This is a genomic window from Bacillus sp. FSL K6-1338 (genome assembly GCF_038006965.1).
Taxonomy (GTDB): Bacteria; Bacillota; Bacilli; order Bacillales; family Bacillaceae_G; genus Bacillus_A; species Bacillus_A thuringiensis_S.
The window spans coordinates 2906804-2924350 of the sequence record NZ_JBBOWI010000001.1 but is presented as its reverse complement, the minus strand read 5'-3'; the positions used below and the strand labels follow the sequence as shown (position 1 = coordinate 2924350).

Below are 17547 nucleotides of genomic sequence, written 5' to 3'. Positions count from 1 at the left end.
AATTGACACCTAAAATGAACTTGTGATATTATTAAATATTTGATAAAAAACAACATATGTGTTAAGCTTGAAAAGGTTACCACATATGGAGGTGGATTATATGTTTCAAATTGGCGATAACATTGTTTATCCAATGCACGGAGCAGGTATAATTGAAGCCATAGAAGAAAAAGAATTCTCAGGGGAAAAACAACAGTATTATGTCATCAAAATGTCAATCAGTAATATGCAAGTCATGATTCCTACGGGTAAAATATTGAATTCGAATATACGCCCAGTTACTGATATACTTGCATTAAAACACATTATACACATTTTTCAGCATGAAAAATCATGTAAATTACTGCCGTGGAAACAAAGGCATAAAGTGAACACGGACAAAATAAAAACGGGTGAAATACAAGAAGGTGCTGAAGTTGTACGCGATTTAATGCGTATGAAGAAAGAAAAAACACTGAATACAAGTGAAAAAAAATTGTTGGATGATGCATATAAGTTTTTGGTCAGTGAACTAGAATTAATTAAAGGAATCACTGAAAATCAAATAAAAAGTTTCTGTTAAGGTTTATTATAGATAATGTATTATATCTCCCGAAAACATCCTGAATTTTTCGAGAATATGATGAGTATTAAAAGTAAATCATTTCAAAGACATTCAATTTCTTCAACTCACTTTTAGAGTAGAAACCTCTTTTGTTATTACTTCAATCTAATCCATTTTTATTTTTAAATTTATTTTACGAACATTCGAAGTTTCATTAAATAACTCGATTAAATAGTCACTTGATTTTTGCAATCCTGATTCACACTGGCACGGACAAGGAGCCGTAAGGATGAAAGAGAGGTAGGGCTTTCATTGTTTTAGGTAATATACTATCTAAGTCATTATTTCTAGAAGAAAAAACAATCAATCTCACCGCCAGCTTTAAGAGTTCCTTACATCTACTGAGACAGTGAATAGTAATTGTTTATCTTCTTTACGTAAAATTGATAAACGAACTGGTAACACCATATGGTAAACTACAAAAAATGGTTTCCAGACCAAGAAACCATTTTTTATTTTATTTACATAACAATAGTAAATTAAGCAGTAAGAAGGAGTCCGCACATGAAAAAAATGTTAACAAAAGAATTAAGTAATGAATTAAAGAAGCGAGAAGGGATTATTTCTATTACAGTTGAGCCTTATGAAAAAATCGAAGTTGGTGGAATTCGTGTAGATGGACCAGCTATTATTCTAATTAATCAAGAATAGGTAAAAATAGTTGCATGCAAGGAGAAAAGGATCAGCCTTTAAGAAAAGGGGGATCCTTTTTGCTTGCTGCAGCTAATATGGGATATACATAACTTTTATCTGATGTGTTGGGGTTAAAAGGAAGGAGAGGATGGAGATTATCATGGTGGAAAGCTTAATATTGGTAGGATTTCTTTTTACGTTATATAAATTAGTTGATAAAAAAACAAACTAATTATTTAAAACGATAGATTGTTTCCTTTTTAAGGCCGAGATTTATCTGAGAGTGAAATGGATCATCTAAAGGAGGAATTAAAATGGATGCAAGGAAAGAACGCATAAAATACGAGAAGATGTCAAAGAATTATGATCGTATTTATTTAGTTTCGTTTATCCTATTAATTGTACTTGTTTGTAGTAGTGTGATTATCATAGGAGCTACAGGCGGAAAATATGGAGTGTTTTTATTGTTAGCAATTTTACTTAACGCACGTATTACGAAAGAATCTCAAAAAAAGTATGAGCACTATTCTAATAAAGGGCGTATTTAAAATGATACATAACCAGAAAGGAACAACCTAGATGTATATTCAAAATATCCCTTTATCATCTCCTATTAACTAGTAAAAGTAACTTTATATAAATCATTTTTTTAGCAATGTAGAAATAGAAACCGTACCCTATTAAAATGTTATTTCCGTCCATATAATGAATTATCCTTCTAGCATATTTATAAGATTTATATCATATATTAGTAGAAAGAATGCAAGTTAGAAAGGAGTTTTATAGAATGAGTTATTTGGAGGGAAATGACTTTAGTAAACAAAATATGGTAAGTGTGCCTAATCCCTATGTATATCAGACATTACAATCAGTAATTGGTAAACATGTGGTTATTGAAACTGTAAGAGGCAATATAAGAGGTAAATTAAAGGATGTGAAACTAGATCATTTGCTCATTGAAGATACGGTGCCATATATTGTACGCATTCAACAAATTGTATGGATTATGCCAAAACAATAATCACATGTAATTTGATTTATAATAGATTAGCATTATAAATCAAATAAAAACACAGGGTTTTATCTCTGTGTTTCTTCAAATTTTCGTTTTTGGATATATGCTTGAGCATGGATAATTTCTTTCTGAAGTTCTTTTAATTCTTCCATAGATCCAGATTCAATCCTCATGTACGTAGTAACTAGACTAATCATCATATCCATCTTCTCTACTATATTTTGAATGACCTGTTCAGATTGCTCTTTTTTAGGGTGTTGTATTGCTATTAGAGCATTTTCTATATAATTGTTCTTTCTTTGCTGGATATCATAAATAAACTGTTTTGTGTTTGAGTTCATTTGTTATTCCTCCGTTTTGGATATACTTCTATTCTATCATATTTGAATGGTGAATATTAGATTCCCCTAAATATACACCTGTCACATACATCTCCTCAAATATAGAAAATAATTCCTTAACGTACAGGGAGCTAATCAAAATATGTTAATTTTGTGTCTAAACGTACAATTTTCGTTTTTGATATGGTGAGCCCTAATTGTAGTGCCCAATCCGATGTAAATTCCTCAATAACAACAGATTTTTCCATATCTCTAATACCCTTATGTATTTTGTGCTTGAATATAATATCAGATTTAGATAAGCAAAACTATTTCAAGTGAATAGAATCCACTCTTTAAGAATACATAAAAAATATATATACAAGCGTATTCTAATCACTGCATCATTGGTGAAAGTAGAATTCTATAAATTTTGGAGGAAGAGATATGCAAAAAAAGGTTCTCCTGTTTACAGATTTAGGGATTGATGATGCGTTTGCTATACTGTACACCTTTTTTCGTAAAGACATTCAACTTGTAGGAATTGTGGCCGATTATGGAAATGTATCAAGAGAAGATGTAATAAGAAATATTAACTATTTAAAGTACATTGCGGGAAGAGAAGAAATACCTGTATTCCTTGGTGCTTCTGTACCGTTGACAGGTATAGTGATTCAATATTTCCCTGAGGTACATGGAAAAGTTGGATTAGGACCTATTATTCCACCTGAAATTTCATATCCAGTTTATCCTTTAAATGATATTTATCAAATTATAGAATCAAATTTAGAAGATCTTACAATTATCAATTTAGGAAGACTTTCTTCGCTAGCTACGACTTTTGTATTAAATTTAGAAACAATGCGAAATGTAAGAGAATGCATTTGCATGGGGGGAGCTTTTTTCTATCCAGGTAACGTAACTGCTGTGGCTGAAGCTAATTTTTACGCAGACCCGTATGCAGCAAACTTAATTCTGCAGCATGCAAAGAACTTGACGATTATTCCTTTAAATGTGACTCAACACGCGATTGTTACACCCGAAATGGTCCAGCAAATTGATGCATTTCATCGGAGTACACAGGATCTTGCAGGACTCATCATCAAACCTATGTTAGATTATTATTATAATTTCTACTCCAAGTCTAATCCTGGTATAAGTGGAAGTCCTATGCATGATTTTGTAACAGTTTGGTATTTGCTAAATCAAGACGCTGTTAGTCTTTCAAGAGTACCTATTAAAGTAATCCCTGATCAAGGAGAAGGATTTGGTCAAAGCATTGCAGATTTTCGTTTTGTTACTAATCCAGGCTATAAAACGCATAATGTAGCTTTTCAGTTTGATTATGAAAAATTTAAGAAAGATATTATGGAAACGTTCCTAAAGAAGAGAGTGTAATAGACTTTATTAACTTCAGATAATACGGATTATGAGAATCAAATGTCACTTAACTTAACTGTAAATATCAAATTAACAAAACAAGTTCCCCTAAAATAAAAAAGACGTTGACTTCTCTATGTAATTAACTGTCGTTTCATGTCCAGCGATGATGAATAGCCAAATTGTCGAAAGAAGCTCGTTCTTATTCAACTTGTTTTCTTGCTCTCTTGTTTGAATGAGATCGTTTATCAAATCAGAATCAGGATTTAGACGCTTTTCGTTAAGTAATGTCTCAATGTAATGAATAAACTTTTAAGTGTTGTTTTAACTTCAGTTCCCTGAATAGGTTCCACAGAGGTGTCCATGAGTTTTTTGTCTATTTGCGGAACTGGTTTCGATCAGTGGCGGGAATCCCAAGCACCTCTGAAATGAAAATAATGGGTAGTGGTTAAGCAAAATCTGCAATAATTTCCATCTTTCCTTGTTCTTGTACAGCAACTAACAATTCGTCGGCAAGTTGCTGAATACGGGAACGAAGGTCCTCAATCATACGTGGTATAAAGGGTTTAGAGACCATCCGACGCAGGCGAGTATGATTAGGAGGATCTACCGTAAGCATATTCGGACTCTAGATTCTACAACATTTCAACTTACAGACAAGTTTTCTTGACATATACATTATTTTAGACAAGCCTTTTATAATGCATATAGGGTAAATTGTTAAATTTTGATTTTTTATATGTAAAATGATAATAAAGTTATTTAATTTCAAAAGTCCAAATAAGTATAACCCGATCTAAATTTAGATCGGGGTTAAAAATATAGTTGTTTAATCTTGATGTAAGAAACGTCACTAGATTGAAAAATATAACAAAAAAGTTATTGAAAAATGAATCTTTTCACTTGATATATATTTCTTCTGGAGCATTTATACATTTTCATAGTAACCAACCAGCTAATCAATATGATTCCTGCAAAAAGTAATAGTAAATTACTATACAAATGAGTGAAAGAATTAGCATTCATAGGTAGTAATTTTCGGTTTAGCAAATGTATCGATAATAATCCACCTACAATCGCAATCCCCATTCCTTTCGTTAGAAAGCCTGGGAAATTAAGCAAACTCATTCTAGTACCAGCAGCCTTTTGTTCCAAACTACTGAAACACTGATAGAGATAACTGTTTTGGTCATGAACTCACTGTTGTAATATGTCTAGTGTGTCTTCATGGTATGTTTCAAGAAAAGGCCGAATGGCATATTCAGCGTTATTCCTTTTCGTTATTTCATACATGGTGTTGAATGAGGTTTCAAAATCGTTCAGACCATATTTTTCAACGTATTTTGCGATAGGCATGTACATATATCCGTTTGTGAATGTGCCTACTTCTGTTGTATTTTCTGGTCCTAATGTTTTCAGTAATATATGTATTGCTACATTAAAATCTTTTTGTAAAGCATTGTGTAATTCATCTGCTATTACTTCAATACGTTGTTTTAACTCTAAATTTTCAACTTTATATGTTACAGAATCTACAAAGATTCTTTTAGAAAAATTAGGATCGTGTTTACAAATAGAATCAGCTATTTTCTCTGCTAATTCTTCATTAAATAAAAATTTTAACGGAACATATTTACCCATTTTTTCACCTCGGTGGTCAAATGAAAACAATTTTTATTTTTTAATCGACAATCCATAAACTAAAGTCTCACTCGGAGTCGTAATACTAAAACCTGTCGTCTTATAATCAAGTTTCACTGTATCACCAGTGTATTCTTTCGTGAATGAATCCATTTGTACGATAAGCTCTACATCTTCATATACAACATCATCTGCGTTATATGTATCCCAAATTAAATCGACATCAACGAAAATACTACAAGAGTTCGTCATTGTTCCTCTAATGCGAACGATCTTTTTATCTTCACGTTCTAATCTACGTATAGCTGCTTTTGCTTCATCAGTAATACGAATGTTCATTGTATCCCAACCTTTATTTATATTTCCTTTATTATTGCAAAAACAGGAGCAATAATAAAGGAAAGAGGTTTGCAACAAAAAACGAGCAAACAAATTTGTTTGCTCGTTTCACTTTATTTTAGTTCACATTTATCAAGTGGAATCACTTTTGTTTTTTTCGTAAATTTATAACCTAACCATAGTACTAAGAAGAGTGGTAAACCGATGTAAGAAACGAGTACACCGTTCCAATCAATTGCTTCACCCATAAATGCGCCGTAGTTTTGTCCTAAAATTACGATGATACAAAGTGTAAATGCGAAGATTGGACCGAATGGGAACCATTTTGCTCTATATGGTAAGTCTTTTAAATCTTTTCCTTGTGCGATATATGCTTTACGGAAACGGTAATGACTAATTGCAATTCCGACCCATGCGATAAAACCAGACATTCCAGATGCGTTTAATAACCAAATGTATACAACACCGTCACCGAATAAAGAAGCAATGAAAGCAATACTACCAACAATTGACGTTACGATTAATGCGTTAACAGGTACACCGCGGCTATCTAATTTACCAAGAAACTTTGGTGCTTTTCCTTGGCGAGCTAAGTCCCAAAGCATACGAGTTGATGCATACATACCAGAGTTACCAGCAGATAGTACAGCAGTTAAAATAACAGCGTTCATAACAGAAGCAGCAAAGGCAACGCCCGCTTTTTCAAAAATAAGTGTAAACGGACTTACTGTTACATCACTTGCAGCAAGGCTTTCAGTTGTATAAGGAATTAGTAAACCGATAACGAGAATCGCAAGGATATAGAATAAAAGAATACGCCAAAAGATTGAACGAATTGCTTTTGGGATATTACGTTCTGGATCAGATGTTTCACCAGCAGCTACTCCTAATAATTCAGTTCCTTGGAAGGAGAAACCAGCTGCCATAAATACACCGATAATTGCCATGATACCGCCGTTAAATGGTGCATCTGCAACTGTGAAGTTTTTAAATCCAACAGTTTCGCCGCCCATAATTCCGAAAATCATCATGAAACCAACAATTAAAAAGATAATAATAGTAACTACTTTAATAAGTGCGAACCAATATTCAGATTCACCAAACCCTTTAACAGATAAATAGTTTAAAAGGAAAATAATAGCTAAACATAATCCACTCCAAATAAGAGAAGGAGTATCTGGGAACCAAAATTTCATAATTAATGTTACAGCTGCAAGTTCAGCAGCAATCGTAATTGCCCAGTTATACCAATAGTTCCATCCAAGTGCAAAGCCAAGTGATGGATCAACAAATTTTGTTGCATACGTACTAAAAGATCCAGTAACAGGCATGTAAGCTGCAAGTTCAGCTAAGCTTGTCATTAAAAAATAAACCATAATTCCAATTGCGGCGTATGCAATTAATGCGCCACCAGGTCCAGCTGTATGGATGACACCACCGCTGGCAAGAAATAGTCCGGTACCAATTGTACCACCGAGAGAAATCATCGTAAGGTGACGAGATTTTAATCCGCGTTTTAATTCACCTTGTCCTTGTGTAGTTTGCGTTTTAGAGGTAGATTGATTTGTTGCGCTATTCATGTTCAACACTCCTTTTCTTGTAGGTTAGGAAGGAGCGGGGGAGAAAAATACAAAAAACCGCCAAAGGAATTTGGCGGAACGTTTCACAAATAACCACCCCATCATACCCTTCCGTTAAGATAGCACCCCACGTTTACACGGTAATTTGTAAACGTGACAGTTCTGTTCCTTTCGGAGACAGCCCCAGCTCATATTTCCAGAGAAGAAATATAAACTTCGGCAACCTTTCCTTTCAAACGGAGTTGGTGACATTCTCTGTGTCTCGTCCGTTTTACTCATAAAAGTCGCAACCTCTACCTCATCGGATTGATGAGGATTTGATATATTGCTAAGATTTTTAATATATGGCAATTGTAATGACTTTCTGAATATATTGCAAGATATTTTGTTAGGAAAAGTCAAAAAATATCGGTTATTGTATAGGAAACGCTTGCAAAACTCCACCCGAACCTACTATTATGTAGCAATAAGCAAAGAAAAAATTGTTATACAAATGTTTCGCAAAAAATATTGAAAAACCCTCTAAATTAAAAGAAAATTCAGAAAAATATAATTCGACATAACTATCAAAAGAGGATTATTCCTTAAATTCGTTTCAAAGAATAAGTATAAATTTAACGGATAGAATGAATATTCTTTTTATTTTTAGTAAAATTGAGGTATTGTTTAATTGAAAAGGGGAAATCAATATGAAATTAGAAACAGAAAGGCTCTATATAGTGCCGTGTACAGAAGAGAGGATTCAAATTGCTAACGAGCAAGGATACAATAGCGGTCCGCATATTGTAGGGCATGTAAAGAATGTAAAACAAGATGCAGCTATATTACCATGGGGTGCGTGGTATGTTCTTCGGAAAGAAGATGATAGCGTTTTAGGTGATATTGGGTTTAAAGGGAAACCAAACGAGAAGCAAACAGTAGAAATTGGCTATGGATTTATTGAGAAATATTGGAATCAGGGCTATGCAACAGAAGCTGTAAGAGAACTAATCGATTGGGCTTTCAAAACAGGAGAGGTAGAAACAATAATTGCAGAGACACTCCTAGATAACTATAGTTCGATTCGTGTTTTAGAAAAGTTACATATGAAGAGAGTAAATGCTACAGAAACGATGATTAATTGGAAAATAGAAAAATAAAAAATACCGCTCGAAGTATATCGGGCGGTATTTTTATCGTTATGGTAGCATTTGTTTTTGATCATTCGGATATCCGGCTGTCGATGCGTTAGAACGCTTGGAATGATTGCGAACAGCAATGAAAATAGAAATAATAACGACAAGACCAACTGCCACGTAAGAAAGTGAAATAATAGTTGGATCCACTTTAAATGTAGTCAGCAGTGTACGTATATTCGTAAAGATAATAAGACCACCAACTAATACCCCAAGTAAATGTGCTGGAACGATACGAACTAACCATGCAGCAATTGGAGCTGCGACAATACCGCCAAGCATTAAGGCAAATACCCAAACCCAGCTTACTTGTTCCCAGCCAAGTGAGATGAAGAAACCAATTGTTGCAGCGAGTGAAACAGGAAATTCACTCGTATCTACAGATCCAATAACTTTTCTAGCTTCATTTCCTCTTGCTAGAAGAACTGGTGTCGTAATCGGCCCCCAGCCACCGCCACCAGTTGAATCAACGAATCCAGCGAATAAACCAAGCGGCACAAGTTGTTTTGCAGACATACGCTTATTTGAAGCAACAATTTGTTTTTGAAGGACGAATCGTAATAAAATATAAACCCCTAAAGTAAATAAAAAAACGGAAATGTACGGTTTAATTACATCGCCAGGTAAATTACTTAAAAAACATGCCCCAACAAATGCACCAATTGCTCCAGGTAATGTAAGTCTGGAAACTGTATATTTATCAACGTTTCCAAATTTGATATGAGATGCGCCGGAAGCGGCGGTTGTAACGACTTCAGCTAAATGAACAGAAGCGGAAGCTACAGCCGGTGCGATACCAAACATTAATAATAGTGAGGTAGATGTTACCCCATACGCCATTCCAAGTGCCCCATCGATCAATTGAGCGAAAAATCCGATAATAGCAAAGACAATTAATTTCTGCATAAATAATCCCCCTGTAATAATAAATGAAAAAGGCACTTTTCCCGTATGAGAAAAGTGCCTTTGGTTTTTCCAATCAGCAATAATTAAATTTGTTTCATTATAATACATATTAATCGTATAAATCAACTGGGTTTTAAAGTTTTTTGAATTGAATGCAAGAAAAATAAAATATACAATAAAAGAATGGAGAGAAAGGGGAGAAGGACATGTTGCGATTTGATCATCTAGTACACGCCGTACATTGTACACCGGAAGAAGCGGCAAAACAAATGCAGGCGCACGGATTTTATACTGCAATAGGTGGAGAGCATATTACTTGGGGTACTTGGAATAGTTTATGTTATTTTGATTTATCATATATCGAATTTTTAGCAGTGCAGCATGAAGAAAAAGCGAAAGAAGCAGACAATCCATTAGTACAAGAAACAGTAGTGAAATTACAAGACGGAGAAGGAATGCTGCAAATCGCAATTCGAGCAGATGCAATTGAAGACCTAGCAGTAAAGTTTAGTAAGCACGGTTTACATACGATAGGACCATTTGAAGGGAAACGTATGAGAAAAGATGGCCGCCTTTTAGAATGGAAAATGTTATTTGTAAAGCAAGAAGAGAACGGACCGAAATTACCTTTCTTTATACAATGGAATGAAACGGACGAAGAAAGAAGAAATGATTTACGTAACATTGGAACGATCACTGAACATAAAAATAAAGTACAACAAATTGAAACGATCCATTATGCAGTGAAAAACGTTCGAGAAACGGTGCGGAAATGGAAAGAAGTAATGGGGCTATCTACAAGCTCAGTTGTGAAAAGTGAAAAATGGAATGCCGAGTGTCAAAGTGTAGTATTTGGAGATATTCATGTGCAGTTTTGTGAGCCGATTGGAGAAGGGCTAGTGCTAGAACATCTGAATAAGAATGGCGAAAATCCTTTTGCGGTGGAATTTAAAGGAGAAAATAAACAAGAGCATGAAGTGCTAGGTAGTTTGTACATATATTGATAGAGGTGAACGTTGTGAAGGAAACGCTTAGAGAGATAGAGAGAAAACTAGAATGGCCTCATATTGTAAAGTGTACAGCTATATCAAAAGGTTTTTCACATGAAGAGAAATATAAAATAGAGTTAGAAAACAGAGTAACATATTTTGTAAAAGTATGTGATGCTGTTCATTTTGAACGTAAACAAGAAGAATATATGTATATGAAAAAATTAGAGTCATTACATATTCCAACGCCTAAGTTAATTCATTTTATAAAACTTGAACAAATAAATAAATGTGTTCAAGTATTTGAATGGATCCAAGGTATAAATGGTGAAGAAGGTTTAGGGAAGCTAGCCGTGGAAGAACAGTACCATGCAGGAAGAAAAGCAGGAGAAGTACTAAAGAGGATTCACTCAATTGGAAGAGAAAGTGCAAGTAATAAATGGGAAACGGTTCGATGGAATAAATACGAAAGATACGTAGAAGCGTTAGCAAATTATGAAATAGACTTCCTTGATTTGAAGCCAGTATTAAGATTTGTAGGGGAGCATAAACAATTATTGAAAAATCGCCCTATTACCTTTTTACACGATGACTTCCATCCAGCAAATAGTATGATTCATAATAAGGAGTTTATCGTTATCGATTTTGGTGGATATGATTTTGGTGATCCAATACATGATTTTTATAACGTAGCGATTTTTACTACAAGAATAAGTAAACCATTTGCGGTTGGACAAGTTCACGGATATTGCGGAGGCGAACCGTCGCTTCATTTTTGGAAACTGTACTCATTATATGCAGCAATGACATTCCCAGCTGATATCGTATGGACAAACCGAAGCACGCCACATTTAGTAAATGATATGAAGGAAAGATTGAACGGAATTTTAGAAGATCATAATCATTTTTCATCCTATATTCCAAAATGGTATCAATCACTACATGAGGATATAATAAACTATAAGTAATGGAGGGATTCATTTGGATAAAATAGCGGTAATTTCAGATATACATGGTAATATTCCAGCATTAGAATCTGTACTGCAAGATATTAAATTAAGAGGAATCGAGCGCGTCGTGTGTCTTGGAGATTTAGTCGGAAAAGGTCCTCATTCTAGCGAAGTGATTGAAATCATTCGTAAAGAATGTGAAGGAGTTGTAATGGGGAACTGGGATGATTTCATTACAAAACCGACTGAATTTGAAACGTTAAAATGGCATCAAAAACAATTATCGGAAGAACAAAATGACTATTTAAGAAGCTTACCATTTTCAATCGAATTTTTTATGAGCGGCAAACTGATCCGTATGTTCCACGCTTCACCGAGAAGTTTATATGAAAGAATTCAACCACATGCCTCAAGAGAAGAGCGTATTAGTATGTTCGAAAATAGTGAGCTCACAGAGAATATAGAAGGGGAAAGAAAACCAGATGTCGTTTGTTACGGTGACGTTCACCAAGCGTTCGTTCAAAATTTCAGAGGGAAAACGTTATGTAATGCCGGTAGCGTAGGAAACCCACTTGAAATAACACAAGCTTCCTATTTAATATTTGAAGGAACTTACAATGAAAAAGAAGCAGCGAGCTTTTCTATTCAACTCGTACGAGTACCGTATGATATTGAACTAGCCATCAGACTAGCAGAAGAACTCGATATGCCAGAAATTGAAGAATACAAACAAGAATTACGGACTGCTTTATATCGAGGGTTTAAGGGAAAGTAAGCCAATCATAATATATCAACGATTTTTTTCGATATATCGACGATTCGAAAAAGAATATTGACTTTCCTACAAATAGCGACATAAGTTATAACTCATAATTATATTATGTAAACCGATTGTGTGGAGGCAATATCATGAACCGAAAACAACAAATCAAAAAAATTGCAGATCATATTTTAAAGCTAAACTTAACCCATCCAACAAGAGTTGGAGTAAGTGGTATTACAGCGTCGGGAAAAACAACATTTGCAAACGAACTAGCGGAAGAAATAAAAAAACGAGGATTACCAGTAACACGCGCCAGCATTGATGATTTTCATAATCCGAGAGCAATTCGATACGCGCAAGGAAAAGAATCTGCAAGAGGGTATTATGAAGATGCACACGATTATACAGCTTTCAAAGAAAGATTATTAAAGCCTTTAGGGCCTAACGGGAATTTACAATATGATACGATTTCTCATAACTTAATAACGGATATACCTGTCCATAATGGGCAGCTATTGGCTCAACCTAATATGGTACTAATAGTAGATGGGACGTTTCTATTGAAAAAAGACGTAGAGCATTTATTTGACTATAAAATTTTCGTAGATACAGATTTTGAGATTGCGAGAAAACGTGGTGCAAAGCGCGAGACTGAGGCTTTTGGAAGTTATGAAGAAGCTGAGAAAATGTTTTTAAACAGATATCATGCGGCCTGTAAGATGTATATAGATGAGCATAATCCGAAAAGTTGTGCGGATGTTGTATTTCAGAATAGTGATTTAGGAAATCCAGAAGTTATATTTCATGAATGAGCGTATTACATAATCAGAAATATATGTATAGCCTTTTGTTTATTGTTATAATTAAATTAATTTTATGAAGCAAATAAAAGGGGATAAGACAATAAAAAACGCAAAAAGGGGACAAGAAATATAATGAATGAAGTACTAGAACTAAAAGAAGAACTACTACAAATTAAAAATAATAATTATGCTGTACCAGAAGACGTAGATGCTTATCCATATGCACAGTGGATGTTAGATTATATCGGGTCAACTGATGCTGAATTACGCGATGATTTAATTTATAGTACGCTTTACAAATGGATTACAAATGATGTGTTTAGACAAAAAGAATTACGAGGATTAATGCTGCAAGCAATTAGCCCTGATTATTTATTTTATAAAATTGGTGAAAAGGGAACAGATTCTGTCTTTAAACGTGCGTTCTCTGTATTAATTCCGCCGCTTATTTTATCTGTTCATGAAAGAGAACCACTGTTATCTGAAGAACAGCTGTATAGTGTGGCAGAACAAGTACTAGAATATGTATATTTAGAAGAAGATGTAAGAGGATACGTAGAAGGAAAAGGCTGGGCACACTCTACTGCACATGCAGCAGATGCGCTCGATGCTTTAGCACGTACAATCCAAAATCGTGAGTTCTCATATGCAATACTAGCTGCTGTTCGCCAGAAGGTACGCTTACATGACTACGTATACATTCACTTTGAGGATGAGAGATTAGTAGCACCAATTATGTCGTTACGTAACCAAAATCTTTTAACTGAAGAAGAGTGGAGCAACTGGTTACATAGTATAGCAATTGTTGAAGACATCCCGCATCCTCAATATGATATTTTAGTACAAAATATTAGAGCTTTCTTAAGAAGTTTATATTTTAGAGTTTTAGAGACAGAGGGTAGTACAGCCTTTACAGAGGATATATTGGAGACTTTGGAAGGGTTGCGTAGGTATTAAAAATACGTTTTTCTAAGAGAAAAGTACATAAAACCACTACCTCCCAACCATACTAAAAAATGTGTTGGAGGTGAATGTTATGGACAAAAAAGACTTTGAAAAAGTTTATAATGATTACTTACATCAAGGAGAAGAACAAGCTCAATTTGAAGTAGACCATGAAGTTAATTCAGGAGCAGAACAAATTGTTGCTGTTCGTAAAAATGATGATGGTGATTTAATTGCGTTTAAAACAAGTAGCGGGAGAGAGTTAGATTATATGACTGCCCTTGAAGAAGCAAAATCAGGGAAGTTAGCTCATGTAGACGTATTTCATAAGTATGGCAGAGATATTATACGTAGTGAACCTGATGGAATAAAGGAAAATAACTTAGATAATTTACCTTCATTTTAAACGGGTAAACCTCAAGAAGAGAATGTTCATTTGGATATTCTCTTCTTTGTGTTGCGAAGTTTTCCTTGCGAAAAGAAGGTTCATCTTTAATGAGCGATCATACTTTTAAAGAGTGCTCTAAATTTCTCTTTATCTTCTGCTGTAAATGGTTTCGGTCCCTTTGTACGCTTACCGCTTTTGCGAACCATTGCACTTAAATACCGTGTTTGTAACAATTGTTCAATGTTGTCATTCGTATACTTATAGCCTTTATGGTGTAGTACGATACAGCCTTTTGCTAAAGCGAGTGAAGCAAGACCGTAATCTTGCGTTACGATTAAATCTTCTTTTTTTGCTAACTGCATAATCCGGTAATCTGCAGCATCTGCTCCAGAATCAACATAAATTGTTTCGACACCTTTTGGCTGCTCTGCATTAGAATAATGTGAAAAGCTAGTAACGAGGGTAACAGGAATTTCCACATTCGTAGCCTCAAAAATAATTACATCTTTTACAGGACAAGCATCTGCATCAACGTAAATCTTCATTTTATCACTCCTATAAATAGGTTCGAGTTGATAATAATGGTAGATTTAGGTTTTGTCAAACGAGAAAGCTTTATTTAAAGTTATTTTCACATACCAAAATAGCCTCGCGTAAACGAGAAATACCTTCCTCAATTTGATCAATATCCACTTTTCCATAAGATAAACGTATATAACCATCTTTCGCACCGAAAATACTACCTGGCATAAAAGCAATTTCTTGTTTTAAACTTTGCATAATGATTTGTTTTTCGTTTATAGGTTCTTTTAATTTCCCCCAAATGTATATACCACCAGTAGGGTTTGAAAAAGAGATTTTATCATGAAGTTGCTCGTTTAGGGCACGAACGATAACGTCTCTTTTTTCTGCTAGTTGTTTTCGTAACGGTACGATATGAGACTGAAATGGTACAGTTTCAAAAAATTGTTGCATAAGCCACTGCGGGAAAATACTCATTCCTAATTCCATTTGGTGCCGTGCATCTGATAATCGCTCTACGACAGACTGCGGGGCGACAAGCCAACCGACTCGTAATCCTGGCGCAATCATTTTTGATAAAGAATGTACATAAATGACAGTTCCATTTTCATCTATTGATTTCAAAGTAGGACAAGGTTGTTTCTTTTCTAGCGTCAGCAAACTAGATGGATCATCTTCAACGATTGCAATTCGTAAATCTGCGCAAAGTGATAATAGTTTTTTTCTACGGTTTGGATGAAGCATCGTCCCCGTAGGGTTTTGGAAATTTGGATTTAAAAAAATCATTTTAATGCGGTGCTTTCTGTATAGCTCTTGTACATCGTCTGGATTAATGCCGTGTTCATCGACAGGTAATGGGAAAATACGAATACCTGCTGATTGGAATAACGGCAGGGAATAACAGTGTGAAGGACTTTCGAAAGCAACAGCATCACCTGGATTTAATAAACATTGCACGATAAGGTGCAGTGCTTGTTGAGCGCCGGATGTAATCATAATGGATTGTTCAGTCGCCTCAACTTTTAAATATTCCTTCATATATTTTACGACCGCTTGTCTTAGCGGGAGATAGCCTTGCGGATGATCGTAACTTAATGAATGCGTTAACGGTTGTTCACGTAAAATCGTTTGTAGTTGATCGTGAGGATAAAGATTACAACCGAGTTCTCCATTAGCGAAATCTATAATATTTTCATTTTGTTGTACTTCTGCCCGAATATGGCGAAGTAGTGGTAAGTTTGGTAAAAAAGTACCACCTTCTACGAAATTTCTCCAGTTCGGCGTTAATGTTGGAGAAACGCCCCACATATGTGTACTCACACGTGTACCTTTACCAGTCGTACTTTCTACAATTCCCATAGCACGAAGTTCATTATAAGCAGTCGTTACTGTACTTCTGTTTACATTTAACTGCGTAGCTAATTTCCGTTCTGAAGGGAGGAAGCTTCCTGGAGGAAGTTCTCCATATGTAATACGTTTTTCAATAAAGTCAACCACTTGCTGATAAATAGGGATTTTACTGTCACTATCTAGCTTCCATTCCATACAAACGCCTCCGTATCTCTTATATACATTAAGTATAACAAATTGGCTGGGTAAAAAAACAGCCAATTGGACGGTGCTATATCCAGCCAATTTTACTATGCTAAATATGGAAGGGGAGATTCGGATGAAAAGATGGCAAATGGAATGGCTCCTAGTATCAGTAGCGTTAGTATGGGGAGCAAATTATACAATAGGAAAGTATGGCGTGGCATATATGTCATCCATTCAATTTAATAGTTTACGATTTTTAGTAGCATCACCGGTCTTATTACTTATTACATTTATGATGGAACGCTCATTACGTATTGAAAGAAAAGATTGGTTACGATTAGTAGTAGTCGGTATCGTTGGTACAGCAATGTATCAAACGATGTTTATGTTATCTGTGAAATATACTTCAGCAACGAACGCCTCATTATTAATTGCGATGTCACCTATATTTACAGGGATATTAGCAGTATTGCACAAACAAGAACGTTTTTCGATGAAAGTACAAATTGGTTCAATAGTAGCGTTTATTGGTGCAGCATTTGTTTTATTAACAGGACATACAGGAGGAGCTACTTACGAATATGCGTGGCTCGGAAATGTAATTGGATTAGTCGCAGCAATTGCGTGGGGATGGTATCCAATATTAGCGCAACCTCTTATTACAAAATACTCCGCAATGAGAGTTACATCATGGTCTACTTTAATTGGAATTGTACCACTTGTTATATACTGTTTATTCAACGTAAACTCTTTAACATGGCCAGTAGATACGCCAAGCTGGGGTTCACTAGCATATTCAATCATCTTTGCGACCATCTTCGGACTATCAATGTGGTATGTCGGTATTAGTCAAATAGGCTCAACGAAAGTAATGGTTTATATGTATCTCGTACCATTGTTCGCAGTTATCTTTGCGGCAGTTACAATTGGAGAGCAAATTAATATGATGCAACTCGTTGGCGGACTTATTATCTTCATCGGCTTATATGTTGTAAAAAAAGGCGGAATCAAAAAGCCTGCTTTCAATTTGAAAAAAGTCAGTTAATAGTAAAAATGAT

19 protein-coding genes, 3 pseudogenes and 1 riboswitch are annotated in these 17547 nt (G+C 34.9%); of the genes and pseudogenes, 13 read left to right on the top strand and 9 right to left on the bottom strand.

The genetic code is table 11. The features are described 5' to 3' along the window. Positions 1-100: 100 nt before the first annotated feature. The 4 genes from NZ044_RS15085 to NZ044_RS15070 all read left to right on the top strand — a co-directional run bounded on the left by NZ044_RS15085 (position 101) and on the right by NZ044_RS15070 (position 2258). On the top strand, positions 101-562 hold the full coding sequence (locus tag NZ044_RS15085; protein ID WP_000486295.1) for a CarD family transcriptional regulator: 462 nt from the start codon (positions 101-103) through the stop codon (positions 560-562). Between the two features lie 546 nt (positions 563-1108). Further along, entirely contained in the window at positions 1109-1255 is a 147-nt protein-coding gene (locus tag NZ044_RS15080) for a BC1881 family protein (protein ID WP_000738546.1), read from the top strand. Between the two features lie 296 nt (positions 1256-1551). After that, on the top strand, positions 1552-1785 hold the full coding sequence (locus NZ044_RS15075; RefSeq protein WP_000340032.1) for a hypothetical protein: 234 nt from the start codon (positions 1552-1554) through the stop codon (positions 1783-1785). 239 nt (positions 1786-2024) lie between these two features. After that, entirely contained in the window at positions 2025-2258 is a 234-nt protein-coding gene (locus NZ044_RS15070; protein ID WP_000120816.1) for a YuzF family protein, read from the top strand. A 59-nt stretch (positions 2259-2317) separates the two neighbouring features. Here NZ044_RS15070 and NZ044_RS15065 read toward each other — a convergent pair whose 3' ends face one another. Continuing rightward, positions 2318-2593 (bottom strand): hypothetical protein, encoded by a 276-nt coding sequence (locus tag NZ044_RS15065; protein WP_001087711.1) that lies wholly within the window; start codon positions 2591-2593, stop codon positions 2318-2320. Between the two features lie 426 nt (positions 2594-3019). Here NZ044_RS15065 and NZ044_RS15060 point away from each other — a divergent pair, with 426 nt between their 5' ends. After that, the gene (locus tag NZ044_RS15060; protein WP_001170286.1) at positions 3020-3970 is read left to right on the top strand and encodes a nucleoside hydrolase; all 951 of its coding nucleotides are present in this window, start codon (positions 3020-3022) and stop codon (positions 3968-3970) included. Between the two features lie 117 nt (positions 3971-4087). On the opposite strand, the pseudogene NZ044_RS15055 reads toward NZ044_RS15060, so the two are convergent. The 5 genes and pseudogenes from NZ044_RS15055 to NZ044_RS15035 all read right to left on the bottom strand — a co-directional run. Beyond that, positions 4088-4577: pseudogene (locus tag NZ044_RS15055) on the bottom strand (cytochrome P450); the annotation flags it as partial. Between the two features lie 254 nt (positions 4578-4831). Continuing rightward, positions 4832-5142 (bottom strand): annotated as a pseudogene (locus tag NZ044_RS15050) (tetracycline resistance MFS efflux pump); the annotation flags it as partial. Positions 5143-5152: 10 nt separating this feature from the next. Next, positions 5153-5593: pseudogene (locus NZ044_RS15045) on the bottom strand (hypothetical protein); the annotation flags it as partial. A 33-nt stretch (positions 5594-5626) separates the two neighbouring features. Further along, positions 5627-5932, bottom strand: coding sequence for an iron-sulfur cluster biosynthesis family protein (locus tag NZ044_RS15040; RefSeq protein WP_001026197.1), 306 nt, complete (start codon positions 5930-5932; stop codon positions 5627-5629). 113 nt (positions 5933-6045) lie between these two features. Beyond that, positions 6046-7512, bottom strand: a complete 1467-nt coding sequence (locus tag NZ044_RS15035; RefSeq protein WP_001083394.1) for an amino acid permease — start codon at positions 7510-7512, stop codon at positions 6046-6048. Positions 7513-7624: 112 nt separating this feature from the next. Next, positions 7625-7816: riboswitch (Lysine riboswitch) on the bottom strand. A gap of 385 nt (positions 7817-8201) precedes the next feature. On the opposite strand from NZ044_RS15035, the gene NZ044_RS15030 reads away from it, so the two are divergent. Next, entirely contained in the window at positions 8202-8651 is a 450-nt protein-coding gene (locus NZ044_RS15030) for a GNAT family N-acetyltransferase (protein ID WP_098506534.1), read from the top strand. A 39-nt stretch (positions 8652-8690) separates the two neighbouring features. Here the strand turns inward: NZ044_RS15030 and NZ044_RS15025 are convergent, their stop codons facing one another. Then, on the bottom strand, positions 8691-9701 hold the full coding sequence (locus NZ044_RS15025) for a sulfite exporter TauE/SafE family protein (RefSeq protein ID WP_002082558.1): 1011 nt from the start codon (positions 9699-9701) through the stop codon (positions 8691-8693). A gap of 98 nt (positions 9702-9799) precedes the next feature. On the opposite strand from NZ044_RS15025, the gene NZ044_RS15020 reads away from it, so the two are divergent. The 6 genes from NZ044_RS15020 (at position 9800) to NZ044_RS14995 (ending at position 14449) form a co-directional block, all read left to right on the top strand. Beyond that, positions 9800-10597: a VOC family protein gene (locus NZ044_RS15020; RefSeq protein WP_016098661.1), complete on the top strand. Its 798-nt coding sequence runs from the start codon at positions 9800-9802 to the stop codon at positions 10595-10597. 14 nt (positions 10598-10611) lie between these two features. Further along, positions 10612-11550 (top strand): aminoglycoside phosphotransferase family protein, encoded by a 939-nt coding sequence (locus tag NZ044_RS15015; protein WP_098506533.1) that lies wholly within the window; start codon positions 10612-10614, stop codon positions 11548-11550. Between the two features lie 13 nt (positions 11551-11563). Beyond that, a complete protein-coding gene (locus NZ044_RS15010; protein ID WP_000357646.1) occupies positions 11564-12307 on the top strand; it encodes a metallophosphoesterase family protein in 744 nt (247 codons plus the stop codon). Positions 12308-12441: 134 nt separating this feature from the next. Further along, positions 12442-13107, top strand: a complete 666-nt coding sequence (locus NZ044_RS15005; RefSeq protein WP_079245701.1) for a uridine kinase — start codon at positions 12442-12444, stop codon at positions 13105-13107. A gap of 123 nt (positions 13108-13230) precedes the next feature. Beyond that, positions 13231-14055 (top strand): DUF2785 domain-containing protein, encoded by an 825-nt coding sequence (locus NZ044_RS15000; protein WP_086390627.1) that lies wholly within the window; start codon positions 13231-13233, stop codon positions 14053-14055. Between the two features lie 79 nt (positions 14056-14134). Continuing rightward, positions 14135-14449 carry a DUF3892 domain-containing protein gene (locus tag NZ044_RS14995; RefSeq protein WP_000358166.1) on the top strand — a complete coding sequence of 105 codons (315 nt, stop codon included), beginning with the start codon at positions 14135-14137 and terminating at the stop codon, positions 14447-14449. An 86-nt stretch (positions 14450-14535) separates the two neighbouring features. Here NZ044_RS14995 and NZ044_RS14990 read toward each other — a convergent pair whose 3' ends face one another. Continuing rightward, entirely contained in the window at positions 14536-14976 is a 441-nt protein-coding gene (locus NZ044_RS14990; protein ID WP_000708771.1) for a YaiI/YqxD family protein, read from the bottom strand. A 70-nt stretch (positions 14977-15046) separates the two neighbouring features. Then, entirely contained in the window at positions 15047-16498 is a 1452-nt protein-coding gene (gene pdxR / locus NZ044_RS14985; protein WP_000454934.1) for a MocR-like pyridoxine biosynthesis transcription factor PdxR, read from the bottom strand. Positions 16499-16622: 124 nt separating this feature from the next. On the opposite strand from pdxR, the gene NZ044_RS14980 reads away from it, so the two are divergent. Next, on the top strand, positions 16623-17534 hold the full coding sequence (locus NZ044_RS14980; RefSeq protein WP_000832992.1) for a DMT family transporter: 912 nt from the start codon (positions 16623-16625) through the stop codon (positions 17532-17534). Positions 17535-17547 lie beyond the last annotated feature (13 nt).